We start from the raw sequence: 25,890 nt of genomic DNA on the forward strand, positions 1-25,890 counted from the left end.
ATAGCTATGAAATTTCCTCCTCAAGCACTCCTCGTCTTCGCCACCTTATTATGGGGCGGTAACTTTGTCATCGGACGAGCCGTTGCAGGAGACATCCCACCAATTACATTTGCGTTTTTACGATGGCTTGTCGCATTTATTATCTTTTTACCAATCGCTTATCATCGGACAAAAAATGAATGGCCGATGCTCAAGCAAAATTTCGGCGCTGTCATTCTATTAGCATTAACAGGGGTTGCTGCATTTAATACGCTTGTTTATATTGGCCTGCATTATACAACCTCTATCAATGCGTCCTTAATGAATTCCACAACGCCAATTATGATTTACATATTGAGCTTTCTTTTATTAAAAGAACGTTTAACTCGTTTCCAAGCAATTGGAACATTGGTATCCTTAACAGGGGTTTTATTTATTATTTCGGGAGGCTCTCTTGAAAGCTTATTGGCCTTCTCATTTAATAAAGGCGATCTCATTGTATTAGCTGCCGTATTTTGCTGGAGTGTTTATTCGTTATTAATCAAAAAATATGCGGGCAAGCTACCAGGCTATTCCACGTTTTTAGTAACCATAGCAATTGGAGCCTTGATGCTTCTTCCATTCACAGCGTATGAGTTGCTTACTACTCCGCAAACGATTGAATGGAGCATTTCAACGATTAGTGCAATTTTATATGTTGGAATCGTCGCATCCATTGTCGCCTTTTTAAGCTGGAATACTGGTGTCATTGCGCTCGGTGCTAATAAAGCAGGTATCTATTTAAATTTTATTCCTGTTTTTGCTACGATTTTTGCCGTCATCTTTTTAAACGAGCAATTACTCATCGCTCAAGTAGTCGGCGGGATCGCTGTTATTGCAGGCGTCTTTATTTCTACTATTAGAAAAACACAATTCCCGTCAAATCACGCAAATTAACGTTCTTCTTAAGAACTTATACCTTTTTATTTAAAAAAGGAGTGCTCTTATCCGGCACTCCTTCTACTTATTTTACATCTGTATAAATCACAATGACGTCTTTATGTTTGTGTAAAGCACTTGCTGGGAAGTCCTCAGTAATTTCGCCACTACGCAAACGATTATACGCCTCTTGTTTCGAAGCACCAGAAATCAATAGCACAACTTTTTTCGCGTTCATAATTGTTTGAATCCCCATTGTAATGGCATGTGTAGGTACTTCATCTAGGGAATCAAAATAAATTTTATTTGCTTCACGTGTAGATTCTGTAAGTTCCACGACGTTCGTGCCTAATGAAAATGGTGTCCCCGGTTCATTAAATCCAATATGACCATTTACACCGATACCTAATAATTGAATATCAACATTTCCTGCCGCTTCAATCATCGCATCATAATCTGCTGCCGCTTTTGCTAAATCGGAAGTATCCCCAGTTGGTACATGAATATTTTCATCCTTCATATTAATATGATTAAATAATTGCTGATCCATATAGTAATGGTAGCTTGCTTCGTTTTCTGGACTAATACCTATATATTCATCCAAGTTGAAAGACTTCGCATCCGCAAAAGAAATTTCTCCAGCTTTATATGCATTTACAAGCTCTTTATAAAATCCTTCTGGCGTTCCACCTGTTGCTAATCCTAATACCATTTCACGATTTACTTGTAATTCCTCTTTAAAAATTTCCGCCGCAATTTTACTCATCTCTTCATAACTCTCAGCTTTTATCCATTTCAAGGTTTCTAAATTATTCACTACTATCCCCTACTTCCTCTAAATTATTTAATCAATAAATAACATCTATTCTTATAATTTTTTCTTTACATTACCACGTTAATTTTAAATGAACTTTTGTTAATACGCCATATTAAACATTATATTTTTTCTTACTTATACAAGCATTTCACTAATTTTCGTTACCCACCTATTTTTAAGGTTTCTAATCGTTAATTCACATTAAAAAAGAACCCCTGATTGCTCAAGGATTCTAAAATATTTTCGATACCAATTATCGAAAAAAATGGAGTAGGAAGCCCTATATCTCAAATTTTTTACTTGAGCTGTGTTAGAAACGCTCGAATTTTTTCTGTCGCTTCTACTACATTAAGCGCTTCAATATGAATCGTTTTTTCAGGTGCATATTGTGCAGCAGAATATTTATATAAAGGGTCATAATAATATTCAAACAATAAATGAACCGCTTGAGAAAATTCACCTTCTACAATATGTTTCTCAATTTCAGTAGCGATTGGCGTATGAATACGTCTTTTTATCCTTTGAAAGGCAGCCATACATTCCTCTTTATGCTCAGTAGGATGGTAATCTTCTAAAATCGTTTTTACTCGTTCTTCAATCGGGATAGTCAGAAAAATTTGCGTTCCATTTTCTTTTTTCTCAAGAAAAGGCTGGGGAAGAAGCACTTTTCCTATGCGTTGACTTTCGGCTTCAAAAAGAACATAGGGCGCATCTTGCGTTTCATGTAAGGCGTTAAAAAAGAGCGCTTCAAATGTTCTTTGATTATTTGGTTCTAAGCCGATTTGACCGAAAATAGATCCACGGTGATTAGCCATCTTTTCAAGGTTTAGAACAGGATAACCATCGCTTTGTAAGCTACGTAATATTTTCGTTTTACCGGAACCTGTATAACCATTTAAAACGAAGGCTTCTGGCTTGTATGCCATACTTTTAAGCTGCTCAGTTATAAATTCTCGGTAAGACCTAATACCACCTTCAAGACGGCTTATCGGGAATCCCATTAAATCCACTACTGTAGCAGCTGTTTTACTTCTCATACCGCCTCGCCAGCAAAATACGACCTTTTCCCCTTCAAGTTCACTCACTGCTTTTATAAATGCAGGAAGTTTGGCAGAGAAAATTTCTAGTCCTTTTTGTTTTGCTGCTTCTACACTCATTCTTTTATAAATCGTGCCTATTTCCGCTCGTTCATCATCAGTGAATACAGGGATATTTTTAGCATTTGGTATCGTCGCTTCTTTAAATTCTGATGGAGAACGTACATCAATCCATGTGACCTTCTTGAACTTATTTGATTTTACTAATTCAGTAATTGTAAGATCTTGAAACAATTAGAACAATCCCTTTTCTAGTAAGACATAATAAAGCTTATTTTACTTCAATTTTTCCTTGGTGTTCAGCTATTACTTCACCAATAATACTTGCTTCAACACCTGCATTGATTAATTCTGTTAACAGTTCGTCAGCTTTTTCCTCAGCTACAGAAATTAATAAACCTCCACTTGTAACAGCATCGCATAAAATCCATTGATCAACTTGATCCATTTTTTCAGGGAATGTCACCACGTCTTGTAAGTGAGCGTAATTATTTTTAGTCCCCCCAGGAATGATGCCCATCTCAGCTATCTCTCTTACTCTGGGTAGTACCGGTACATCCGATTTATTGATGCGTAATCCAACATTGCTTCCTTTTGCCATTTCTGAAGCATGGCCTAAAAGACCAAACCCAGTAACATCCGTACAAGCGTGTATTTCATAAGGCTCCATTATTTCAGCAGCCACCTTATTTAAAGTTGCCATTACTTTTGTAACTCGTTCAATTTCGTCATTTTGTAAAAGACCATTTTTTATTGCAGAGCTTAAAATTCCTACACCAATGGGTTTAGTTAAAATTAATTTATCTCCTACTTTTGCGTGACTATTAGCTCGTACCTTTTCAGGGTGAACCATACCAGTCACTGCTAAACCAAATTTTGGCTCTTTATCATCAATAGAATGTCCACCAATTAACGCAACATTTGCTTCAGCAAGTTTATCAGCAGCCCCTCTTAAAATATCAGCTAATATACTCTTATCTAGCTTAGAAATAGGAAATGCAACAATATTTAGAGCTGTTATTGGTTTACCACCCATTGCATAAATATCACTAATCGCATTTGCTGCTGCAATTTGTCCAAAAGAATATGGATCATCAACAATTGGTGTAAAGAAATCAAGAGTTTGCACAATCGCTAAATCATCTGTTAAACGATATACCCCTGCATCATCACTTGTTTCTAATCCAACTAATACATTTGAGTTAGGAACAGCGGGTGGCAGCATACGAATGACTTGAGCTAAATCAGATGGTCCAATTTTACACCCGCAACCTCCTTTTGTCGTTAAAGTTGTTAATTTTATTTTTTCAGACTGTGTCATGAGACACCAACCCTTTCAATGTTAATTTATATACCTCTCTATTATAGATCAATCAAACTAATAATTTGAAAATATCTGTTTTACTCGAATTAATAGTTTGATTTCGAGTAAAACAGAAAAAGGTTCACAAACATTGATATATCAATGTTTGTGAACCTCCTAGAAATTCTTATCCCAACAGAAAATCTAATAATACCGATAGTCGGGGTCGAACCGACACTCCAGAAGGAACCGGATTTTGAGTCCGGCGCGTCTGCCAATTCCGCCATATCGGCAAAAAGGGTAAAAAAAAACCGGATTAACCGATTCAATTAAAAATATGGAGGCGGCAACCGGATTTGAACCGGTGGTAAAGGTGTTGCAGACCTGTGCCTTACCACTTGGCTATGCCGCCATATTATGGAGCGGAAGACGAGGTTCGAACTCGCGACCCCCACCTTGGCAAGGTGGTGTTCTACCACTGAACTACTTCCGCAAATGAATGGCTGGGGTACCTGGATTCGAACCAGGGCATGACGGAATCAAAATCCGTTGCCTTACCGCTTGGCTATACCCCAACGTTTTATGGGGCGACTGATGGGAATCGAACCCACGAATGCCGGAACCACAATCCGGTGCGTTAACCACTTCGCCACAATCGCCATTATATTATATATAATAAACTAAAAAAATGAATGGGGCGACTGAAGGGAATCGAACCCTCGAGTGCCGGAACCACAATCCGGTGCGTTAACCACTTCGCCACAATCGCCATTGTATTTAGTTTAAATATTAAATTTGGCAGGGGCAGTAGGAATCGAACCCACACTGACGGTTTTGGAGACCGTAGTTCTACCTTTAAACTATGCCCCTAAAAAATAGATGGTGGTGGGGGACGGATTCGAACCGCCGAACCCTAAGGAGCGGATTTACAGTCCGCCGCGTTTAGCCACTTCGCTACCCCACCGAGTAATGGTGCCGGCGAAAGGAGTCGAACCCTCGACCTACTGATTACAAGTCAGTTGCTCTACCAACTGAGCTACACCGGCAAAAAATATGGTGGGTTTGGACGGAATCGAACCGCCGACACTTAGAGCTTCAATCTAATGCTCTACCAACTGAGCTACAAACCCATTTATGTATAAATTTTCAAAAATGGCGGTCCCGACCGGGATCGAACCGGCGATCTCCTGCGTGACAGGCAGGCATGTTAACCGCTACACCACGGGACCATTTGGTTGCGGGGACAGGACTTGAACCTGCGACCTTCGGGTTATGAGCCCGACGAGCTACCACTGCTCCACCCCGCGATAATAGTATTACTTATTCTTATTGTACCATCACGTTCTACTTAGTTGGCAGCTACTTCTTTGAAGCTGCTGCTAATCGCTATCTTCGTTTAGCGATTTGCTCCACCCCGCGATAATACTATGAAAATATGGTGGAGGATGACGGGCTCGAACCGCCGACCCCCTGCTTGTAAGGCAGGTGCTCTCCCAGCTGAGCTAATCCTCCATGCTGGATATAAAAATTAATTGATGGTGACCCGTACGGGATTCGAACCCGTGTTACCGCCGTGAAAGGGCGGTGTCTTAACCACTTGACCAACGGGCCATCTTAAAATACGGCTGGCGGAGAGTAAGGGATTTGAACCCTTGATGCAGTATTACCCGCATACACGATTTCCAATCGTGCTCCTTCGGCCACTCGGACAACTCTCCAAGATTTAGATGGCTCCGAAGGCAGGACTCGAACCTGCGACCTGCCGGTTAACAGCCGGATGCTCTACCAACTGAGCTACTTCGGAATAATTATATATTCGCCTAGCGATGTCCTACTCTCACAGGGGGAAACCCCCAACTACCATCGGCGCTAAAGAGCTTAACTTCTGTGTTCGGTATGGGAACAGGTGTGACCTCTTTGCCATCATCACTAGACTATGTATTAAAAGACATTTTTTATTATATCATACTAAACTCATATGTCAAGTATTATTAATAAATTTCATTCTTTCAAAACTGGATAAACGTTTCATTGATGTTCGTAAACATGTGGTTAAGTCCTCGACCGATTAGTATTCGTCAGCTACATGTGTCGCCACACTTCCACCTCGAACCTATCTACCTGATCGTCTTTCAGGGGTCTTACTTACTTGCGTAATGGGAAATCTCATCTTGAGGGGGGCTTCATGCTTAGATGCTTTCAGCACTTATCCCGTCCACACATAGCTACCCAGCGATGCCTTTGGCAAGACAACTGGTACACCAGCGGTGTGTCCATCCCGGTCCTCTCGTACTAAGGACAGCTCCTCTCAAATTTCCTACGCCCACGACGGATAGGGACCGAACTGTCTCACGACGTTCTGAACCCAGCTCGCGTACCGCTTTAATGGGCGAACAGCCCAACCCTTGGGACCGACTACAGCCCCAGGATGCGATGAGCCGACATCGAGGTGCCAAACCTCCCCGTCGATGTGGACTCTTGGGGGAGATAAGCCTGTTATCCCCGGGGTAGCTTTTATCCGTTGAGCGATGGCCCTTCCATGCGGAACCACCGGATCACTAAGCCCGTCTTTCGACCCTGCTCGACTTGTAGGTCTCGCAGTCAAGCTCCCTTATGCCTTTACACTCTGCGAATGATTTCCAACCATTCTGAGGGAACCTTTGGGCGCCTCCGTTACCTTTTAGGAGGCGACCGCCCCAGTCAAACTGTCCGCCTGACACTGTCTCCTACCCCGCTAAGGGGCATGGGTTAGAAGTTCAATACAACCAGGGTAGTATCCCACCGACGCCTCCTTCGAAGCTGGCGCTCCGAGATCTCTGGCTCCTACCTATCCTGTACAAGTTGTACCAAAATTCAATATCAAGCTACAGTAAAGCTCCACGGGGTCTTTCCGTCCTGTCGCGGGTAACCTGCATCTTCACAGGTACTATAATTTCACCGAGTCTCTCGTTGAGACAGTGCCCAGATCGTTACGCCTTTCGTGCGGGTCGGAACTTACCCGACAAGGAATTTCGCTACCTTAGGACCGTTATAGTTACGGCCGCCGTTTACTGGGGCTTCAATTCGCAGCTTCGCTTGCGCTAACCACTCCTCTTAACCTTCCAGCACCGGGCAGGCGTCAGCCCCTATACGTCACCTTACGGTTTTGCAGAGACCTGTGTTTTTGCTAAACAGTCGCCTGGGCCTATTCACTGCGGCTCTCGTGCGCTTGCACGCTCAAGAGCACCCCTTCTCCCGAAGTTACGGGGTCATTTTGCCGAGTTCCTTAACGAGAGTTCTCTCGCACACCTTAGGATTCTCTCCTCGACTACCTGTGTCGGTTTGCGGTACGGGTACCTCCCACCTCGATAGAGGCTTTTCTTGGCAGTGTGAGATCAGGAACTTCCTCCATACGGAGTCGTCATCACAGCTCAATGTTACAGTACGCGGATTTGCCTACGCACACACCTTACTGCTTGAACAGAGACAACCAACGCTCTGCTTACCCTACCCTACTGCGTCCCCCCATTTCTCAAACGGTGGGGAGGTAGTACAGGAATATCAACCTGTTGTCCATCGCCTACGCCTATCGGCCTCGGCTTAGGTCCCGACTAACCCTGAGCGGACGAGCCTTCCTCAGGAAACCTTAGTCATACGGTGCATGGGATTCTCACCCATGTTTCGCTACTCATACCGGCATTCTCACTTCTAAGCGCTCCACCAGTCCTTCCGGTCTGACTTCAACGCCCTTAGAACGCTCTCCTACCACGCATACCAACGGTATGCATCCACAGCTTCGGTGAATCGTTTAGCCCCGATACATTTTCGGCGCAGCGTCACTCGACCAGTGAGCTATTACGCACTCTTTAAATGATGGCTGCTTCTAAGCCAACATCCTGGTTGTCTAAGCAACGCCACATCCTTTTCCACTTAACGATTACTTTGGGACCTTAGCTGGTGGTCTGGGCTGTTTCCCTCTTGACTACGGATCTTATCACTCGCAGTCTGACTCCCGTGTATAAATATCCGGCATTCGGAGTTTGTCTGAATTCGGTAAAGCGAGATGCCCCCCTAGTCCAAACAGTGCTCTACCTCCGGTATTCTTCATCACGAGGCTAGCCCTAAAGCTATTTCGGAGAGAACCAGCTATCTCCAAGTTCGATTGGAATTTCTCCGCTACCCACACCTCATCCCCGCACTTTTCAACGTACGTGGGTTCGGACCTCCAGTAAGTGTTACCTCACCTTCATCCTGGACATGGGTAGATCACCTGGTTTCGGGTCTACGACTACATACTAATTCGCCCTATTCAGACTCGCTTTCGCTGCGGCTCCGTCTTCTCAACTTAACCTCGCACGTAATCGTAACTCGCCGGTTCATTCTACAAAAGGCACGCTATCACCCATTAACGGGCTCTAACTACTTGTAGGCACACGGTTTCAGGTTCTATTTCACTCCCCTTCCGGGGTGCTTTTCACCTTTCCCTCACGGTACTGGTTCACTATCGGTCACTAGGTAGTATTTAGCCTTGGGAGATGGTCCTCCCGGATTCCGACGGAATTTCACGTGTTCCGCCGTACTCAGGATCCACTCTGGAGGGAATGACTTTTTGGCTACAGGGCTGTTACCTTCTCTTGCGGACCTTTCCAAGTCGCTTCGCCTAAATCATTCTTTTGTAACTCCGTATAGAGTGTCCTACAACCCCAAAGAGCAAGCTCTTTGGTTTGGGCTCTTCCCGTTTCGCTCGCCGCTACTCAGGGAATCGAATTTTCTTTCTGTTCCTGCAGGTACTTAGATGTTTCAGTTCCCTGCGTCTGTCCTCATCACGCTATGTATTCACGTGTAGATACTATCCGATTAAAGATAGTGGGTTCCCCCATTCGGAAATCCCCGGATCAAAGCTTACTTACAGCTCCCCGAGGCATATCGGTGTTAGTGCCGTCCTTCATCGACTCCTAGTGCCAAGGCATCCACCGTGCGCCCTTATTAACTTAACCAAAAGTTAAACTTACTTAAAAAGTAAGATTTTAAGGATATTGCACGATCAATTTCTTGATCTATGTTTGTTTATTACTTATCAATGTCGTTTTATCCAGTTTTCAAAGAACAAAGTTTTGAAGTATTTCATTCAACTAAGAATGAACCTTCAAAACTGAACAGCAACCGTTAATGAGCCCCTTCTCCAAGAGAAGGTTTCCGAATATATCCTTAGAAAGGAGGTGATCCAGCCGCACCTTCCGATACGGCTACCTTGTTACGACTTCACCCCAATCATCTATCCCACCTTCGGCGGCTGGCTCCAAAAGGTTACCTCACCGACTTCGGGTGTTACAAACTCTCGTGGTGTGACGGGCGGTGTGTACAAGGCCCGGGAACGTATTCACCGCGGCATGCTGATCCGCGATTACTAGCGATTCCGGCTTCATGTAGGCGAGTTGCAGCCTACAATCCGAACTGAGAACGGTTTTATCGGATTAGCTCCCCCTCGCGGGTTGGCAACCGTTTGTACCGTCCATTGTAGCACGTGTGTAGCCCAGGTCATAAGGGGCATGATGATTTGACGTCATCCCCACCTTCCTCCGGTTTATCACCGGCAGTCTCCTTAGAGTGCCCAACTAAATGATGGCAACTAAGAACAAGGGTTGCGCTCGTTGCGGGACTTAACCCAACATCTCACGACACGAGCTGACGACAACCATGCACCACCTGTCACCGTTGTCCCCGAAGGGAAAACTGTATCTCTACAGTGGTCAATGGGATGTCAAGACCTGGTAAGGTTCTTCGCGTTGCTTCGAATTAAACCACATGCTCCACCGCTTGTGCGGGCCCCCGTCAATTCCTTTGAGTTTCAGTCTTGCGACCGTACTCCCCAGGCGGAGTGCTTAATGCGTTAGCTGCAGCACTGAGGGGCGGAAACCCCCCAACACTTAGCACTCATCGTTTACGGCGTGGACTACCAGGGTATCTAATCCTGTTTGCTCCCCACGCTTTCGCGCCTCAGTGTCAGTTACAGACCAGACAGTCGCCTTCGCCACTGGTGTTCCTCCAAATCTCTACGCATTTCACCGCTACACTTGGAATTCCACTATCCTCTTCTGCACTCAAGTTCCCCAGTTTCCAATGACCCTCCCCGGTTGAGCCGGGGGCTTTCACATCAGACTTAAGGAACCACCTGCGCGCGCTTTACGCCCAATAATTCCGGACAACGCTTGCCACCTACGTATTACCGCGGCTGCTGGCACGTAGTTAGCCGTGGCTTTCTAACAAGGTACCGTCAAGGTAGCGCCAGTTACTACGCTACTTGTTCTTCCCTTGCAACAGAGTTTTACGAACCGAAATCCTTCTTCACTCACGCGGCGTTGCTCCATCAGACTTTCGTCCATTGTGGAAGATTCCCTACTGCTGCCTCCCGTAGGAGTCTGGGCCGTGTCTCAGTCCCAGTGTGGCCGATCACCCTCTCAGGTCGGCTACGCATCGTTGCCTTGGTGAGCCGTTACCTCACCAACTAGCTAATGCGCCGCGGGTCCATCCTATAGTGATAGCAAAACCATCTTTCAACTTTAAACCATGTGGTTCAAAGTATTATCCGGTATTAGCTCCGGTTTCCCGAAGTTATCCCAGTCTATAGGGCAGGTTACCCACGTGTTACTCACCCGTCCGCCGCTAAATCATAGAGAAGCAAGCTTCTCTATTCATTCGCTCGACTTGCATGTATTAGGCACGCCGCCAGCGTTCGTCCTGAGCCAGGATCAAACTCTCCATAAAAGTAGTTTGAAAGCTCATTTGCTTTGCTAGCGATTCTAACTGTTAAGTTAGAAATCATTTTCGCTTCATTTAAGAAGCTGTATTCATTAACGTTGCTTGTTCAGTTTTCAAGGTTCATATTGTCGTACGTCGTTTTAGCGACTTCTCTAATTTAACATTTTTGCTTTTCACTGTCAATCACTTTTTATAAAAAGTTTTTTTAACAGTTTATTAAATAAATAATATTGTTTCGTTCAGTACGTCTTAGCGACATTTAATATATTACAATACTTTATCTCGATAAGTCAACACTATTTTAAAACTTTTTTCAGAGCGTATTTAACGCTCTGAAAATGACTAATCATTATAGTCCGTATTCTCTTTCAACAAACTTTGGATCTACGTAATAATTCCGATGGAAGATGGCCTCATTTTTTGCAATTACCTCTTCAACCAAGATTAAACCTCGATCAATTAAATATTCCACAAACACTTCTAAATCCGTTGAGTAATAACTTAACTCCGCCTGATCGTGTAACTCTTGAATTGTCCACGATGGCTGAGTTAACATCATTTCTAAAATATGTTGTGCCCCGTCGTTTGTTCTTGCGTTAATTAAAAATTCCCCCGCTAAAAATAATAGCTCTAAACGCTTTTCTAAACTTTCATTACTCATTATCAACTCTTCATATAATTTATAGATTGCTGGATCATTACGTTTTACTTGTGCCCATACCGTTACTTCTGGGTAATGACCACTATCAATAATAGAAAGTCTACCTAAATGATGCAATGATGCGACCACATGATTATACGCATCTAAATAATGACCGTCTTCAAATAGCTCTTTTCCCTCTTGATAACGACGAATTAGTTTGGCAAACTGGATACCCGTTTTTAACTTACGCCCAAAGAATGGGAACTCTTGCATCTCTGAACGAAGCTTGAATAAAAACTCATTGCGATCAAACATAATTTTACCATGAAATAACCAATCCACTAAACGACGATTCGATCCAATGAAAATCCATTTACGTAAACGCTCTTCTGTAATAATATGCATTACCATTTTTGCGTCACCATATGAATAGTGCTTAGAATAAATTGGTGTATCACTATCTTTTACTATTATAAGAAGAACTGCGTCGAATGTATCTGTCATATTCTCAGCGCCTTCACGCTTATTAATCAAAATAACGCCCAATGTATCAGGCTGACTTGCACGCTCTTGATAAATCGGTCTTAAAATATGCTCCATCTTAAATCCCCCTAAAAATTGCACTACGCTCATATTGTTTATTTTATTGTAAATGCTCTAAGACAAATTAACTAGTTAATTCTAGCTAATTTTTATAACTATTAGTATTTGAGTTCGACGTTATGATTTCAAATCCCTCTTTAAAGAATACACCTAAAACGATGGATTAATTAATTATCCAAATTCTTTCACATCTACAAAATTAAAACTAATTTATGTTATAGTATAATTTAGATTAGGAGGCAATCGAAATGAAAAAATATAATAGTAAAATAAATAAAATCCGTTCCTTTGCATTATCTCTTATTTTCATCGGCTTCGTGATTATGTACGGAGCGATTTTCTTTAAAAATAGTCCTGTTTTAGTATTAATCTTCATGACAGTTGGACTTATTTGTATTATTGGTAGTACGGTTGTTTACGGCTGGATTGGTTTACTGTCGACAAAAGCGGTACAAGTTACATGTCCTGAATGTGGGAAATGGACAAAAGTTTTAGGTCGAGTTGATATTTGCATGTATTGCAACGAACCCCTTACCCTAGACCCATCATTAGAAGGAAAAGAATTTGATCAAGCTTACAATAAGAAGTAATTAGCTAGGTGCATTCGTTTAAGCGGATGCACTTTTTTTACTATAAAAAAGCCTAGCAACATTTCGTTACTAGGCTCTGTACTTATTATTGAATTTTCTTTGCGCCTGCTACTACACATTCAGGACATGTACCATAAACCTCTAAGCGATGCGAGTTCACTTCAAAGCCTGTCACTTGTGAAGCGAAATGCTCTACCTCATTTAAGCCAGGATAATGGAAATCCACAATCTTGCCACAGCTTTCACAAATCATATGATAGTGATCACCTGTTACAAAATCAAAACGACTTGCTGCATCTCCGTACGTAAGCTCTTTTACTAAGCCCACTTCACGGAAAACACGTAAATTGTTATATACTGTCGCTACACTCATGTTTGGAAACTTATCACATAGCGCTTTGTAAATATCATCAGCTGTTGGGTGAATCATACTTTGAATTAAATATTCTAAAATCGCATGACGCTGAGGAGTAATTCGTACACCAGTAGTCTTTAACGTGTCTAGCGCATCTTTTAAATGCAATTCAGACATCGTCATGCACCTCTCTTCATACATATTATTAATTTATAATTGTTATAAATAGTGTAGCGAATTTATCCACAACTTGTCAACAATTGCTTACTTTAATCCAAGTGAATATTAATAATTAGTATCACTAATTGAAAACAGATTTTACAAACACCGCCATTACGCGCTTTACATTCTCAATTAGTATCCGCGCAAAATATCCATTTTATTTTCTAAATCACGTTCTCCCGCTAACCACTTCTGTAAGCTTGGCTTAAAAATAGCTAAGCTGCGTTCTACATAGCGTGAAGAATGACTAGAAAAGTGTGGGGATACTGTTACATTTTCCAAACTCCAGAGTGGACTCTCTGCAGGCAATGGCTCGATTTCATAAACATCCAGTACCGCATGGGCAATTAATTCATCTTTTAATACCTCAATAAGTGTATCTGTTTCCACTAAATCACCGCGCCCGAAATTCATGAATAGCGCTGAATCCTTCATTACCTCAAAATGCTCGCGCGTTAGTAAATGCTTCGTTTCAGCTGTAGATGGGAGCATCGAAATGACAATATCAGCTTTCGGCAATTGCTCCTTCAATACGTCTAGTTTATGTGTTTCATTCATAAATAATGCTTGTTCACCTGAACGATTGCAACCAATTGTATAAACATCAAATGCTTGTAAAATACGGCCGATTTCACCACCAATGGCACCCGGTCCGATGATTAGTGCTGTGCTACCATTCAATTCCGATAAGCGCGCCTTTTTATTCCATTCATGCTTTTTTTGTTGCTCATAAACGAATGGTAACGCACGTTTGTAAGCTAAAATATGCGCTAGAATTGATTCAGTCATTGGCTTTTTATGTATGCCGCGCACATTCGATACGAGAATATTTCGGGCAGCAATGGCTTCTGCCGGCATCTTTTCAACCCCTGCTGATGCAACGAAAATCCATTGGAGCTTTTCCGCATACTGTAAATGTTCTGCCGTTAAATCTTCCCCGTAAGTAACTAAAATTTCTGCAGCGCTTAACTTCTCTGTATCCAGTTTTGCATCAAATCCAAAATCTACCTGCGGAAATTCGGCGATAAGTGGCTGTTTTAAATCTTCTCGTGGCTCAAATGTAAAATAAACGTTTACCATAAAGACTCCCCTTTGTGTGCGTGATTAATTTGTACGCGTTTTTAAATAGTTTAACACATCTTCAATATGGTTTTTGACACGTACTTTACGCCATTCTTTTTCAACGATGCCTTGCTCATTAATTAAAAAAGTCGAACGCTCAATCCCCATATATTCCTTACCAAAATTTTTCTTTAATGTCCAAACCCCATATGCTTGTGAAACTTCATGGTTTGCATCTACTAATAACGAAAACGGCAGTCCATGTTTTTCAATAAATTTCGTATGTTTCGCTGCATCGTCTAGGCTCACACCTAAAATAACTGCATTTACATCCGAAAAATCTTCATAGCGATCACGGAAATCGCAAGCCTGTGTTGTACAGCCTGGTGTTAAATCTTTTGGGTAAAAATATAAAATGACGTTTTTTCCTTGATAGTCTTGTAAACTTACCTGTTCTCCGTTTTCATTTTGTAACGTAAAATTAGGTGCTTGTAAATTTTCTAATAGCATACGCATTTTCCTCCAATTTTTCTTCTATCGTACAAAACAATGCCCGTTGTTTCAAATTCTTTGGCATAGCGCCTCATTCCATACTACAATAGAAGGGAATCTTTTTAATGTAACCCAATTTGGAGGAATAAATGATGAATCATACAAAATCTGAACAACTGCACGAAGAAGCCCTACAACATATCGTTGGCGGTGTAAATAGCCCATCACGTTCTTATCAAGCTGTTGGCGGCGGTGCTCCTGTCGTAATGGCACGCGGAAAGGGCGCATACTTTTGGGATGTAGACGGCAATCGCTATATTGACTATTTAGCAGCTTACGGTCCAATCGTAACTGGGCACGGTCACCCACATATCGCAAAGGCCATTGCACATGCAGCTGAAACAGGTGTATTATTCGGGACACCAACAGAGCATGAAATTACTTTTGCCAAAATGTTAAAAGAAGCCATCCCTACATTAGATAAGGTTCGCTTCAACAACTCTGGTACAGAAGCAGTAATGACTTGCGTACGTGTTGCACGTGCTTTCACTGGTCGCACAAAAATCATGAAATTTGCTGGTTGCTATCACGGTCACTTCGACCAAGTCCTTGTAGCAGCAGGTTCTGGTCCTGCAACACTTGGTTCACCTGACTCTGCTGGTGTACCAACATCGGTCGCAACAGAAGTGATTACCGTGCCATTCAATAATATCCAAGCCTTTGATGAAGCTGTAGCCGTATGGGGGGATCAATTAGCTGGGATTTTAATCGAGCCAATCGTTGGTAACTTCGGTATCGTCGAACCAAACCCTGGCTTCTTAGAGCATGTACATGCGGTTGCAAAAGAAACAGGCTTCCTAACAATTCACGATGAAGTCATTACTGCATTCCGTTTCCACTACGGTGCTGCGCATACAATGTTAGGTCTAACACCAGATTTAGTAGCTATGGGGAAAGTAATCGGTGGCGGTTTACCAATCGGTGCTTACGGTGGTCGCCAAGAAGTAATGGATACCGTTGCACCACTTGGACCAGCTTACCAAGCAGGCACAATGGCGGGTAACCCTGCAAGTATGCAAGCTGGGATTGCCTGTCTGGAAGTGTTACAGCAACCTGGCATTTACGATGAAATGGATCGCTTAGGCGCGTTATTAGAAGAAGGTATATTAGCTTCTGCCAAAAAGCATGGTGTAACAATTACCTTAAACCGCTTAAAGGGTGCTTTTGCCGTGTACTTCACAGACGAAAAGGTAGAAAACTACGAGCAAGCTGAAAATACAGATGGCGAAAAATTCGGCCGCTTCTTTAAATTAATGCTTTCTCAAGGTGTAAACTTAGCGCCATCAAGATATGAAGCTTGGTTCTTAACAACCGAGCATACAGAAGCAGATGTTGAAGAAACATTAAAAGCAGTGGATTATGCATTTTCTCAACTGTAAACAAACTTAGAAAAACTACTTTCAAAATTTTTAAAAGCCGCTATAATTGGATTACCATTTATAGTGGCTTTTATTTTGAGGGAAGGGGGAAACTTCTATGAAATTAGGTGCACGTGTTTTAAAAACTGGTGTAGCCATTGTTTTCGCGCTATTTTTAGCTGAACTTTTACATGTACCATCACCCGTATTTGCAGCAATTGCTGCTGTTTTCGCCATTCAACCCTCCATTTACCGCTCTTATCTAACCATTATTGAACAAATACAAGGGAACTTAATCGGCGCAACAGTTGCTGTTATTTTTGGTTTAATATTTGGTCATCATATTGTCGCTGTAGGGATGGCAGCCATTATCGTACTCGGCATCATGATGAAATTAAAGCTCGAAAAATCCATTTCACTGGCACTCGTTACGGTAATTGCCATTATGGAGGTGCCAGGTGATGATTTTTTAACATTTGGTTTCATTCGATTTGGCACAGTCATGCTTGGGGTATTTGCAGCATTCACCGTGAACTTAGTATTTTTACCACCGAAATATGAGGTTAAATTATTCAAAAAAATCAATGCGATGCAAGATGATATTATTCGCTGGACTCGTCTAGCTGTACGTCAGGCAAGTGAGCATACATCAACGAAAATGGCGATTACCAAATTGCAATCACGCTTAAACGAGCTCGATACGATGTATGGCTTTTTCAAAGAAGAACGAGGCTATTTTAAAAACCAAAAATATGTAAAGGCACGTAAACTGGTTGTCTATCGTCAAATGTTAACTACAACTAAAAAAAGCTTAGAGCTCCTAATGCGCCTACACAAGCATGAAAATGAGTTAGGGAAATTACCAGTGCAATTTCAAATTATTATTCAGGAACGGTTAGATTTCTTATTAACCTACCACGAACAGCTCTTACTAAAATATACAGGGAAATTAAGACCTGAACATTCAAAGTGGACGCGTCACGAGGAATACTTACAAGGTAGTGAGCTAATGGAACAATTCATCAAGCAAATTGCCATTGCCCAGGAAGAAGCAAAAGAGGATGAACAATTTTCAAGCTATCACTTGCTGTACATCTTGTCTCGAATATTAGATTACGAGGAAAACTTGGAGCATTTAGATACGCTCATCGTTTCGTATCGAAGCTACCATAGTGATGAAAAGAATGTAGATTTAGAATCTGATTTCTATTAATAACACTCGGGGTATGTTGAAAGTCCAATCGGCTATCAGCATACCCCCTCTTGGCTATTAGCTTTTCATCTTGGGATCGAGTGCATCACGTAAACCATCTCCCATTAAGTTAAAGCCAATTACTGTTAACATAATGGCTAACCCCGGAAAAATCATAGCCCATGGTGCATTTAGCAAAAACATTCGCGCATCTGCCAGCATTTTTCCCCATTCTGGTTGTGGTGCCTCTGCGCCAAGTCCTAAAAATCCGAGTGCTGCCGCTTCAATAATGGCTGTAGCAATCGATAATGTCCCTTGTACAATTACCGGTGTCATGGAATTCGGCAAAATATGATTCCATAAAATACGTGCATTTTTCATACCGGTCGCTCTCGCCGCATGAATATATTCCTCTTCTTTGATACTTAGCACGCGCGAACGAATGAGACGACCAAAGCTCGGAATATTAATAATCGCAATTGCTATCAATGCATTTTGCAAAGAAGGCCCTAAAATCGAAACAACCGCAATCGCTAATAATATACTCGGGAATGCTAGCATAATATCAAAAATCCGCGAGATAATCGTGTCTATCCAACGTCCATAATAACCAGCGAGAATTCCCAAAAAGCTCCCGGCAACAGCCGAAATAAGCACAGCGGCTAGTCCAACCGTCAATGAAATACGTGCCCCATGTAAAATACGCGAAAATACGTCTCGCCCTAAGTCATCCGTTCCAAACCAAAACTCCGCAGATGGAGGCTGCAAACGAAGACTTAAGTTTTGATCATTAATGCCCTGTGGTGCAAATAATGGACCAAAAATCGCAATTAGTACAAAGAACAGGACAATTGCACTTCCTACTAACGCCGATTTACTCTTTTTAAAGCTTAGCCACGCTTCTCGCCAAGGTCCATTCACTCTTTCCTGTTGTTCAATAGCGTGTGACTGTTTTGGAACCAATTCCGTCATATGTTGCGCCTCCTTCCTAGTTGTATTTAATTCGAGAATCAATGACCGTATAAAGAATATCTACAAGTAAATTAATCATAACGAATAAAAAGGCAACAATTAAAATGCCGGATTGAATAACTGGGTAATCACGGAATCCAATTGCTTCATAAATATAGCGTCCAATACCCGGCCAGCTAAAAATCGTTTCCGTTAAAATTGCACCACCTAACAGCATTCCTGTTTGTAAGCCAACAACCGTCAACACGGGAATCAATGCGTTTTTTAATGCGTGCTTATACACAACGATAAACATTTTTTGTCCCTTTGCGCGCGCTGTACGGATGAAATCAGAACGCATCACTTCAAGCATCGAAGCACGTGTCATACGTGCAATAATGGCTGTTGGAATCGTCGCAAGTGCAATGCCTGGTAATAATAAATGCTTTAACACAACGATAAATTGATCAAAGCGACCTTGCAACAACGTATCTAATAAGTAAAAATGCGTAATGGCCGTAATGGGATCACGTACATTTTCGCGTCCAGATGTCGGCAACCACCCTAAATTAATACTAAAAACCCACTGCTCCATTAAACCTAACCAGAAAATCGGCATCGAAACGCCAATTAATGCAATGACCATCGCTACATAATCGAACCATGAATTTTGAAACCACGCAGAAATAATTCCTGCATTTACCCCTAAAATGACCGCAATGAAAATCGCGAAAAAGGCTAATTCAAATGTAGCTGCTAAATACGGCCACACTTCCGAAAGAATCGGCTGTCGTGTACGCAAGGATTCGCCTAAATCTCCGGTAAATACACCTTTTAAATAATCGAAATACTGTATATACCAAGGATTGTCTAACCCTAACTTTTGGCGAAGTGCTGCAATTGTTTCTGCAGTTGCTTGCTGTCCTAAAATGACTTGTGCGGGATCTCCTGGAATCGCACGAATAATTAAGAACACAATAAAGGTCATCCCTAATAACACAGGAATTAAATGTAATAAACGTTTGCCAATGTAGTGAAGCATCTTCTTCACCCCTTTTGTTGAAATCGTAAGTACTGTCGTAAATTGTGTTGAAAGAGAAAAAGGAGAGGCCTATTACCTCCCCTTCTCGTTTTAACTATTCGATAGACACGTTATCTAATTTATCAGAGCCAGTTGGGTGTGGTAGGAAGCCTTTCACACCTGCTTTTGCTGCTAATAATGGTGTTGAGTGTGCTAAAGGAACCCATGGGGCATCCTCATGAATAATTTCTTGTGCTTTTTTGTATAGATCATTACGCACATTTTCATCTGTTTCTGATTGTGCTTTGATTAATAAATCATGGACCTCATCATTTGAATAATACGCGTAGTTGTTTGAACCGATATTATCTTTATCTAATAATGTATAGATAAAGTTATCCGCATCTCCATTGTCCCCTGTCCAACCAAGCATGAACGCATCGGCATCACCGTTTTTCGCCTTTTCTAAATACGTTGCCCATTCAAACGTAACGATTTTAGATTTGATGCCTACATCCTCTAAGTTCTTTTGAATAACTTCAGCTACTTTTGCTCCGTCTGGCATGTATGGACGTGGAACTGGCATTGCCCATAACTCGATTTCTTTACCATCATAGCCTGCTTCTGCTAATAATGATTTTGCCTTTTCAGGATCATACGGATATGGCTCAATTGCTTCGTTATAGCCGCTAATTGATGATGGCATTGGGTTTGCGGCCACCTGTGCACGCCCCTCGAAGAACGCATCTACAATCGCTTGCTTATCTATCGCATAGTTCACTGCTTGACGTACTAATTTGTTGTCAAATGGTGGACGTGTATTTGTTAAACCTAAATACCCAATATTCATGGAAGGACGCTCGATTAACTGTAAATCTGCATTTCCTTCTACAGTCTTACCGTCAGAAGGATTAATACCGTCCGCTAAATCGATATCCCCTGCCGTTAGTGCATTTAAACGTGCTGAGTTATCTGGAATGGAGCGGAAAATCACTTTGTCTAATTTTGGTAAGCCTTGTTGCCAGTAGTCAGCATTTTTTTCGATTGTAATCGAATCATTACGTTTCCATTCCGTAAATTTGAATGGACCTGTACCTACTGGATTGTCGCCAAATTTGTCACCTGCTGCTTCAAACGCTGTTGGCGAAGCGATACCAAACGGGCTCATGGCAAGGTTTTTTAAGAACGGCGCTTGTGGACGAGAAAGCGTGAAGACAACTGTATAATCGCCATCTGCCTTTACGTCTGCAATGACATCTGCGCCTTCTGCTTTAAACATGGAGTTGAAGTAGTAGAAATCTTCTTCTGTTCCACCTTTCCAACGGTTGATGTTTTTCACGACCGCTTCAGCATTGAAGTCTGTTCCGTCATGGAATTTTACCCCTTCTTGCAATTGGAATGTGTACGTTAAGCCATCATCCGAAACTTGCCACTCTTTTGCTAAACCTGGATGAATTGTTGTATTTTGCTCTCCAAAGTTTAGTAATGTTTCAAATAAGTTTTGTGTCACTTTAAACGATTCACCGTCAGTTACAATCGCAGGATCGAGTGATACGGAATCCGCACCGCGACCAAATACTAACACTTGAGGTGTGGAAGTTGTCGAGTTATCTGTCGTGTTACTATCAGTTGATGGCGTACCAGAATCTGAATTTGAATCCGTTGACGTCGAACCAGAATCACTTGTGTTACATGCTGCTAAAAACACTGTCATCGTTAAAAGCAAGATGAACGCAAGGATATACTTTTTCCCTTTCATCAATAAAATGACCCCCTATATATGTTTGTTAGTTTATATCATTGCTGCGTGTCATATAAATGACAGGCAACAGAATGACCTGGCTTTACTTGCTGCAATTTTGGTACTACTGTTTTACAATGCTCCATCGCTTTTGGACAGCGCGTATGGAATGTACAACCAGAAGGCGGGTTGGACGGGCTTGGTATATCCCCTTTTAAAATGAACTGCTCACGCTCAAATTGCGGATCAGGAATCGGAACAGCTGATAATAGCGCTTGTGAATAGGGATGTAGCGGTTCATTATATAAGGATTCACTTTCTGCAAGCTCCACCATTTTCCCCAAATACATCACACCTACGCGGTCACTAATATGGCGCACTACCCCTAAATCATGGGCAATGAAAATATACGTAAGTTGTAAATCTTCCTGAAGTTTTTGCATTAAATTTAATACTTGCGCTTGAATCGATACATCTAGTGCGGATACCGGTTCATCGGCAATAATAAGCTTCGGATTGGTCATAAGCGCACGTGCAATGCCAATACGCTGACGCTGCCCACCACTAAATTGATGTGGATAACGTTTAGCATGATAGGCACTCAAGCCAACAATCTCTAAATATTCGTAGACTTTCTTTTTACGCTCTTGTACACTGCCAATTCCATGTACGATGAGTGGTTCTTCTAATATTTTCCCAATGGTATGCCTCGGATTGAGTGAAGCATATGGATCTTGGAACACCATTTGAATATCTCTTCGTGCTTTCCGCATGGCCTCTTTATTTAGCGCAGTCAGCTCCACACCATCAAATGTAATGGCACCTGCAGTAGGCTCTGATAGACGCATAATGGCACGACCTGTCGTCGATTTCCCGCAGCCCGATTCACCGACAATCCCTAATGTTTCCCCTTCAAATAATTCGAATGAAACATCATCTACTGCCTTTACATCACCGATATGGCGTGAAAACATGCCATGACGAATCGGGAAATATTTTTTTAAATTCTCAACTTTCAGCAGCACTTTCGCCATGCATTACGCCTCCTTTTTCGTCTAATAAAAAACATCTCGCCTTTTGAGAATCAGATGTTTCATAGAGAATGGGGTCTTCTTGGCGACAACGTTCAAAAGCATATTCGCAACGCGACGCAAATCTACATCCCTTTGCAATGGAGCCTGGTTTTGGTACATTTCCAGGAATGGAGTACAATAAATCTTTTTTATAGCGCATATCTGGTACAGACTGAATAAGACCTTTTGTATACGGATGCTGTGGATTTTTGAAAATTTCATTGACCGGTGCTTCCTCAACAATTTGCCCTGCATACATCACGATAACGCGCTCACAGGTTTCTGCTACAACACCTAAGTCATGCGTAATCAGTAGCACCGCTGTGTTCAAGCGTTCATTTAAATCACGCATTAGCTTTAATATTTGTGCTTGAATGGTCACATCAAGTGCCGTTGTTGGTTCATCAGCAATCAGTACTTTTGGGTTGCAGACAAGGGCCATCGCAATCATCACACGCTGACGCATCCCGCCTGATAATTGATGTGGGTATTCTTTCATTAATTGTTCTGCACGAGGCAACCCAACAAGCCTCATCATTTCAATTGCTCGCGCTTTCGCCTCCTTTTTCGACCATTTTGGATGATGAATTAAAATGGCCTCCACAAGCTGATTCCCAATCGTAAATAGAGGATTTAATGACGTCATTGGTTCTTGGAAAATCATCGCGATATCATTGCCTCGAATTTTACGCATTTGCTTATCTGTGTAGGTTGAAATATCCTGCCCGTTCAATAATATTTCGCCATTTGTAATTTTCCCTGGTGGACTTGGTACGAGCCCCATAATCGATAACGACGTCACACTTTTCCCGCAGCCTGATTCGCCTACAATTGCTAGTACTTCACCTTCTTGAATAGAAAAGCTAATACGATCTACCGCTACTACATTTCCACTGTCCGTAAAAAAGGTTGTTTCAAGCTCTTTTACTTCAAGCATGGTCTTCCGATTCACACGACCACCCCAATTATCTGAAAATTAAAAGTATTTTAACATATGATATTACAACAATTGTTAATTTTCAATATTATTGTAGAATATGCTCGTTTTTTCTACTAATAGAACAAAAATCAATTCTTCATTAATATATTCAAACATAAAAAAACCACCTTCTACCAAATTTCTATGGTAAAAAGTAGTTTTATTAGTTGTTAATCTAATTTTTGCACTTGGAATAAATTATAGTAAGCACCATTCTTGTCCATCAATTCATCATGTGTTCCCGCTTCTGAAACTTCGCCATGTTCAATCACAATAATTTTATCAGCATGCGTGATTGTCGATAAACGATGCGCGATAATAATCGTTGTTCGATCATGTGCTAAACGGTCTAATGATTCTTGAATTAATGCTTCACTTTCTAAATCAAGTGCGGATGTTGCTTCATCCAATACTAAAATTGGTGGATTTTTCAGGAATACACGCGCAATCGCCACCCGTTGCTTTTGACCACCGGATAATTTCACACCGCGCTCTCCTACTTTGGTATCATAACCTTCTGGAAGATTCATGATGAACTCATGAGCATTTGCCGCTTTTGCTGCTTCGATTATTTCTTCATCGGTTGCATGTGGATTGCCCATTAAAATATTTTGCTTCACCGAATCACTAAACAAAATATTGTCTTGCAGCACAATCCCAATTTGCGAACGAAGCGATTCTAACGTAACATCCCGCACATCATAGTCATCAATTTTCACTGTTCCATCGGTCGTATCATAAAAACGTGGGATTAAACTAACAATGGTCGATTTACCACCACCACTCATCCCAACAAAGGCAACGGTTTGTCCAGGTTCAATGATAAAATCAACATCGTTTAGAATTGTTTTACCATCTACATCATATTGGAAAGTTACATGGTCAAACTGGACCTTTCCACGAGCTTGAGGAAGTGGTAGGGCATGCTGTTTATTTTGCACATCGTATTTCTCATCCATCAATTCAAACATACGGTCCATTGAAGCAATCGATTGCGTTAATGTTGTTGACGAGCTTACTAAACGGCGTAATGGGCCATACAAACGCTCGATATACGCATAAAACGCAACCATCACCCCAATTGATAAGCCTTCATATAAATAGAGATAACCCGCAAAGCCAATGACAATTAGCGGCGCCATATCCGTTATTGTATTGACTACGGCAAATGATTTAGCATTCCAGCGCGAGTGGGCAAGTGCCTTATTTAAAAACTCGCCATTTGTTTCATCAAAAATCTTTTGCTCATGCTTTTCAAGTGTGAAGCTCTTTATAATGCTCATACCTGCAACACGTTCGTGCAAATAACTTTGGACTCCTGCAAGTGCCTGCGAACGCTCTTTCGTTAGGCTACGCAATTTGCCGAAGAAGAATTTCACGCTGAGTGCATAAAAAGGTAGCGCAAGAAGTGACACAATCGTCAGCTTTACATCCATTGAAAACATGATGCCTACGACAATTAAAATGGTTACTAAATCTAGCCATAAATTCATTAAACCCGTCATGACAAAGTTTTTCGTTTGCTCTACGTCATTAATTACACGTGAGATTACCTCTCCAGCACGTGTATTTGCATAATATTTTAAGCTTAATTTTTGCAAATGACCGTACAGCTCTTTACGAATATCAAATAAAATATTATTACTCAAATTTTGTGCAAAGTATTGGCGGTAATATTCGATTGGGGGACGTACAATAAAAAATAGCACGAGTGCCACACCAATCCAAGTAAATAATTGTTTCGCTTTTTCATCAGTTGTTAGCGTATTATTCAATAACACATCATCTAAAATAATTTGCAACAACCACGGTAAGAACAGTGGAATGGCAAATTTAATTATCCCAATGACAATCGTTAAAAATAACAGTAGCTTATATGGCTTTACAAAGCGCATATAACGTTTAATACTATCCAAGGCAAACATATCTCCCTTCAGAACATTTTACAGCAGCTAACATCATACCATAATTTCCCCTCTTTTTATGTAAAGGAGACTTGAAAAGAGCCTAAGTAAACAAGTTGTTTACTCAGGCTCTTCGTTACTTTTATTCGCTTGAATTTCGCTTAGTAGCTCATAACGGCTTGTCCATGATTGAATAAAGTCTTGAGCAAATGGACCGCGACGTTGCTCAATCCAGCTGATCAGCGTCTTGACATTGCGTTTTAAAATTTTATCAATCACTTCGGGGTAATTCATTTCCAATTTATGTTGCTCGTACTCGTCTTCGTCTAATAACGCATGACTCATATCCGGGAAAACCTTAACATCCAAATCATAGTCAATATACTTTAGGCAATTATTATCAAATACAAACGGCGAACTAATGTTGCAGTAATAATACACACCATCTTCTCGCAACATACAAATAATATTAAACCAATGCTCTGCGTGGAAATAACAAATCGATGGTTCGCGCGTAAGCCAAGTTCGACCATCTGACTCAGTCACAAGTGTCTTTTCGTTCGCACCAATCATTACATTTTTCGTTGCTTTTAATACCATCGTTTCTTGCCAGACACGGTGAATATTACCATTGTGCTTATAACTATGTATTTGGATAATTTCTCCTTCAACCGGTAATGCCATTTTCAAGCCCACCTTTTCGTCTTAGCTAAAAATTCTAGCAGTCTCTATTGTATTATAACAATGCTTTGACAAAACTTATAGTTCCAATGCTATTATTTTCAATTATTT

Annotated in this window: 18 protein-coding genes, 16 tRNA genes and 3 rRNA genes; 4 read left to right on the forward strand and 33 right to left on the reverse strand. The window is 41.5% G+C overall.

The window, feature by feature from the left end:
• The first annotated feature begins 6 nt into the window (after positions 1-6).
• Positions 7-915: a DMT family transporter gene (locus MKX47_RS16560; protein WP_340776419.1), complete on the forward strand. Its 909-nt coding sequence runs from the start codon at positions 7-9 to the stop codon at positions 913-915.
• A 67-nt stretch (positions 916-982) separates the two neighbouring features.
• On the opposite strand, the gene nagB is transcribed toward MKX47_RS16560, so the two are convergent.
• The 23 genes from nagB to MKX47_RS16675 form a co-directional block, all read right to left on the reverse strand.
• On the reverse strand, positions 983-1,696 hold the full coding sequence (nagB, locus tag MKX47_RS16565) for a glucosamine-6-phosphate deaminase (protein ID WP_340777858.1): 714 nt from the start codon (positions 1,694-1,696) through the stop codon (positions 983-985).
• 314 nt (positions 1,697-2,010) lie between these two features.
• Positions 2,011-3,045 carry a tRNA 2-selenouridine(34) synthase MnmH gene (gene mnmH, locus MKX47_RS16570; protein ID WP_340776421.1) on the reverse strand — a complete coding sequence of 345 codons (1,035 nt, stop codon included), beginning with the start codon at positions 3,043-3,045 and terminating at the stop codon, positions 2,011-2,013.
• A 37-nt stretch (positions 3,046-3,082) separates the two neighbouring features.
• Positions 3,083-4,132: a selenide, water dikinase SelD gene (gene selD / locus MKX47_RS16575; RefSeq protein WP_340776423.1), complete on the reverse strand. Its 1,050-nt coding sequence runs from the start codon at positions 4,130-4,132 to the stop codon at positions 3,083-3,085.
• 193 nt (positions 4,133-4,325) lie between these two features.
• Positions 4,326-4,407, reverse strand: a tRNA-Leu gene (locus MKX47_RS16580).
• 45 nt (positions 4,408-4,452) lie between these two features.
• Positions 4,453-4,526, reverse strand: a tRNA-Cys gene (locus MKX47_RS16585).
• Positions 4,527-4,532: 6 nt separating this feature from the next.
• Positions 4,533-4,607, reverse strand: a tRNA-Gly gene (locus tag MKX47_RS16590).
• Positions 4,608-4,614: 7 nt separating this feature from the next.
• Positions 4,615-4,689: transfer RNA gene (locus MKX47_RS16595), tRNA-Gln, on the reverse strand.
• 8 nt (positions 4,690-4,697) lie between these two features.
• A tRNA-His gene (locus tag MKX47_RS16600) sits at positions 4,698-4,773 on the reverse strand.
• Positions 4,774-4,807: 34 nt separating this feature from the next.
• Positions 4,808-4,883: transfer RNA gene (locus MKX47_RS16605), tRNA-His, on the reverse strand.
• A 27-nt stretch (positions 4,884-4,910) separates the two neighbouring features.
• A tRNA-Trp gene (locus MKX47_RS16610) sits at positions 4,911-4,984 on the reverse strand.
• Positions 4,985-4,994: 10 nt separating this feature from the next.
• Positions 4,995-5,078: transfer RNA gene (locus MKX47_RS16615), tRNA-Tyr, on the reverse strand.
• Positions 5,079-5,084: 6 nt separating this feature from the next.
• Positions 5,085-5,160 (reverse strand) — tRNA-Thr (locus MKX47_RS16620).
• An 8-nt stretch (positions 5,161-5,168) separates the two neighbouring features.
• Positions 5,169-5,244, reverse strand: a tRNA-Phe gene (locus MKX47_RS16625).
• Between the two features lie 23 nt (positions 5,245-5,267).
• Positions 5,268-5,343, reverse strand: a tRNA-Asp gene (locus MKX47_RS16630).
• 3 nt (positions 5,344-5,346) lie between these two features.
• Positions 5,347-5,421 (reverse strand) — tRNA-Met (locus MKX47_RS16635).
• Positions 5,422-5,550: 129 nt separating this feature from the next.
• Positions 5,551-5,626 (reverse strand) — tRNA-Val (locus MKX47_RS16640).
• A 24-nt stretch (positions 5,627-5,650) separates the two neighbouring features.
• A tRNA-Glu gene (locus tag MKX47_RS16645) sits at positions 5,651-5,725 on the reverse strand.
• A 15-nt stretch (positions 5,726-5,740) separates the two neighbouring features.
• Positions 5,741-5,832 (reverse strand) — tRNA-Ser (locus MKX47_RS16650).
• A gap of 10 nt (positions 5,833-5,842) precedes the next feature.
• Positions 5,843-5,918, reverse strand: a tRNA-Asn gene (locus MKX47_RS16655).
• Positions 5,919-5,932: 14 nt separating this feature from the next.
• Positions 5,933-6,048, reverse strand: a 5S ribosomal RNA gene (gene rrf, locus MKX47_RS16660).
• 114 nt (positions 6,049-6,162) lie between these two features.
• A 23S ribosomal RNA gene (locus tag MKX47_RS16665) occupies positions 6,163-9,090 on the reverse strand.
• Between the two features lie 215 nt (positions 9,091-9,305).
• Positions 9,306-10,858, reverse strand: a 16S ribosomal RNA gene (locus MKX47_RS16670).
• Together the 16S, 23S and 5S rRNA genes with 16 tRNA genes alongside form the textbook arrangement of a ribosomal RNA operon.
• Before the next feature lie 343 nt (positions 10,859-11,201).
• Positions 11,202-12,095 carry a nucleotidyltransferase-like protein gene (locus MKX47_RS16675; protein ID WP_340776425.1) on the reverse strand — a complete coding sequence of 298 codons (894 nt, stop codon included), beginning with the start codon at positions 12,093-12,095 and terminating at the stop codon, positions 11,202-11,204.
• 251 nt (positions 12,096-12,346) lie between these two features.
• Here MKX47_RS16675 and MKX47_RS16680 point away from each other — a divergent pair, with 251 nt between their 5' ends.
• Positions 12,347-12,688 (forward strand): YgzB family protein, encoded by a 342-nt coding sequence (locus tag MKX47_RS16680; RefSeq protein ID WP_340776428.1) that lies wholly within the window; start codon positions 12,347-12,349, stop codon positions 12,686-12,688.
• A gap of 85 nt (positions 12,689-12,773) precedes the next feature.
• Here the strand turns inward: MKX47_RS16680 and perR are convergent, their stop codons facing one another.
• The 3 genes from perR to bcp all read right to left on the reverse strand — a co-directional run bounded on the left by perR (position 12,774) and on the right by bcp (position 14,837).
• Positions 12,774-13,220 carry a peroxide-responsive transcriptional repressor PerR gene (gene perR, locus MKX47_RS16685; RefSeq protein ID WP_340776431.1) on the reverse strand — a complete coding sequence of 149 codons (447 nt, stop codon included), beginning with the start codon at positions 13,218-13,220 and terminating at the stop codon, positions 12,774-12,776.
• A 177-nt stretch (positions 13,221-13,397) separates the two neighbouring features.
• Positions 13,398-14,345, reverse strand: coding sequence for a D-2-hydroxyacid dehydrogenase (locus MKX47_RS16690; RefSeq protein ID WP_340776433.1), 948 nt, complete (start codon positions 14,343-14,345; stop codon positions 13,398-13,400).
• A 24-nt stretch (positions 14,346-14,369) separates the two neighbouring features.
• On the reverse strand, positions 14,370-14,837 hold the full coding sequence (bcp, locus tag MKX47_RS16695; RefSeq protein ID WP_340776435.1) for a thioredoxin-dependent thiol peroxidase: 468 nt from the start codon (positions 14,835-14,837) through the stop codon (positions 14,370-14,372).
• A gap of 134 nt (positions 14,838-14,971) precedes the next feature.
• Here bcp and MKX47_RS16700 point away from each other — a divergent pair, with 134 nt between their 5' ends.
• Positions 14,972-16,258 (forward strand): glutamate-1-semialdehyde 2,1-aminomutase, encoded by a 1,287-nt coding sequence (locus tag MKX47_RS16700; RefSeq protein ID WP_340776439.1) that lies wholly within the window; start codon positions 14,972-14,974, stop codon positions 16,256-16,258.
• 97 nt (positions 16,259-16,355) lie between these two features.
• Complete coding sequence (locus MKX47_RS16705) at positions 16,356-17,450, forward strand: FUSC family protein (RefSeq protein ID WP_340776441.1); 1,095 nt, start codon at positions 16,356-16,358, stop codon at positions 17,448-17,450.
• Positions 17,451-17,507: 57 nt separating this feature from the next.
• Here MKX47_RS16705 and MKX47_RS16710 read toward each other — a convergent pair whose 3' ends face one another.
• The 7 genes from MKX47_RS16710 to ntdP all read right to left on the reverse strand — a co-directional run bounded on the left by MKX47_RS16710 (position 17,508) and on the right by ntdP (position 25,782).
• Positions 17,508-18,401, reverse strand: a complete 894-nt coding sequence (locus MKX47_RS16710) for an ABC transporter permease (protein WP_340776444.1) — start codon at positions 18,399-18,401, stop codon at positions 17,508-17,510.
• Positions 18,402-18,417: 16 nt separating this feature from the next.
• Positions 18,418-19,422: an ABC transporter permease gene (locus tag MKX47_RS16715; RefSeq protein ID WP_340776446.1), complete on the reverse strand. Its 1,005-nt coding sequence runs from the start codon at positions 19,420-19,422 to the stop codon at positions 18,418-18,420.
• A gap of 94 nt (positions 19,423-19,516) precedes the next feature.
• Complete coding sequence (locus MKX47_RS16720; protein WP_340777860.1) at positions 19,517-21,160, reverse strand: ABC transporter substrate-binding protein; 1,644 nt, start codon at positions 21,158-21,160, stop codon at positions 19,517-19,519.
• A 38-nt stretch (positions 21,161-21,198) separates the two neighbouring features.
• Positions 21,199-22,176: an ABC transporter ATP-binding protein gene (locus tag MKX47_RS16725; protein WP_340776448.1), complete on the reverse strand. Its 978-nt coding sequence runs from the start codon at positions 22,174-22,176 to the stop codon at positions 21,199-21,201.
• Positions 22,151-23,152 carry an ABC transporter ATP-binding protein gene (locus MKX47_RS16730; RefSeq protein WP_340777862.1) on the reverse strand — a complete coding sequence of 334 codons (1,002 nt, stop codon included), beginning with the start codon at positions 23,150-23,152 and terminating at the stop codon, positions 22,151-22,153. Before MKX47_RS16730 ends, MKX47_RS16725 begins: the two co-directional genes overlap by 26 nt.
• Before the next feature lie 212 nt (positions 23,153-23,364).
• Positions 23,365-25,110: an ABC transporter ATP-binding protein gene (locus tag MKX47_RS16735; protein ID WP_340776450.1), complete on the reverse strand. Its 1,746-nt coding sequence runs from the start codon at positions 25,108-25,110 to the stop codon at positions 23,365-23,367.
• 108 nt (positions 25,111-25,218) lie between these two features.
• Complete coding sequence (gene ntdP / locus MKX47_RS16740; protein ID WP_340776452.1) at positions 25,219-25,782, reverse strand: nucleoside tri-diphosphate phosphatase; 564 nt, start codon at positions 25,780-25,782, stop codon at positions 25,219-25,221.
• Positions 25,783-25,890 lie beyond the last annotated feature (108 nt).

Source organism: Solibacillus sp. FSL R7-0668 (genome assembly GCF_038006205.1).
Lineage (GTDB): Bacteria > Bacillota > Bacilli > Bacillales_A > Planococcaceae > Solibacillus.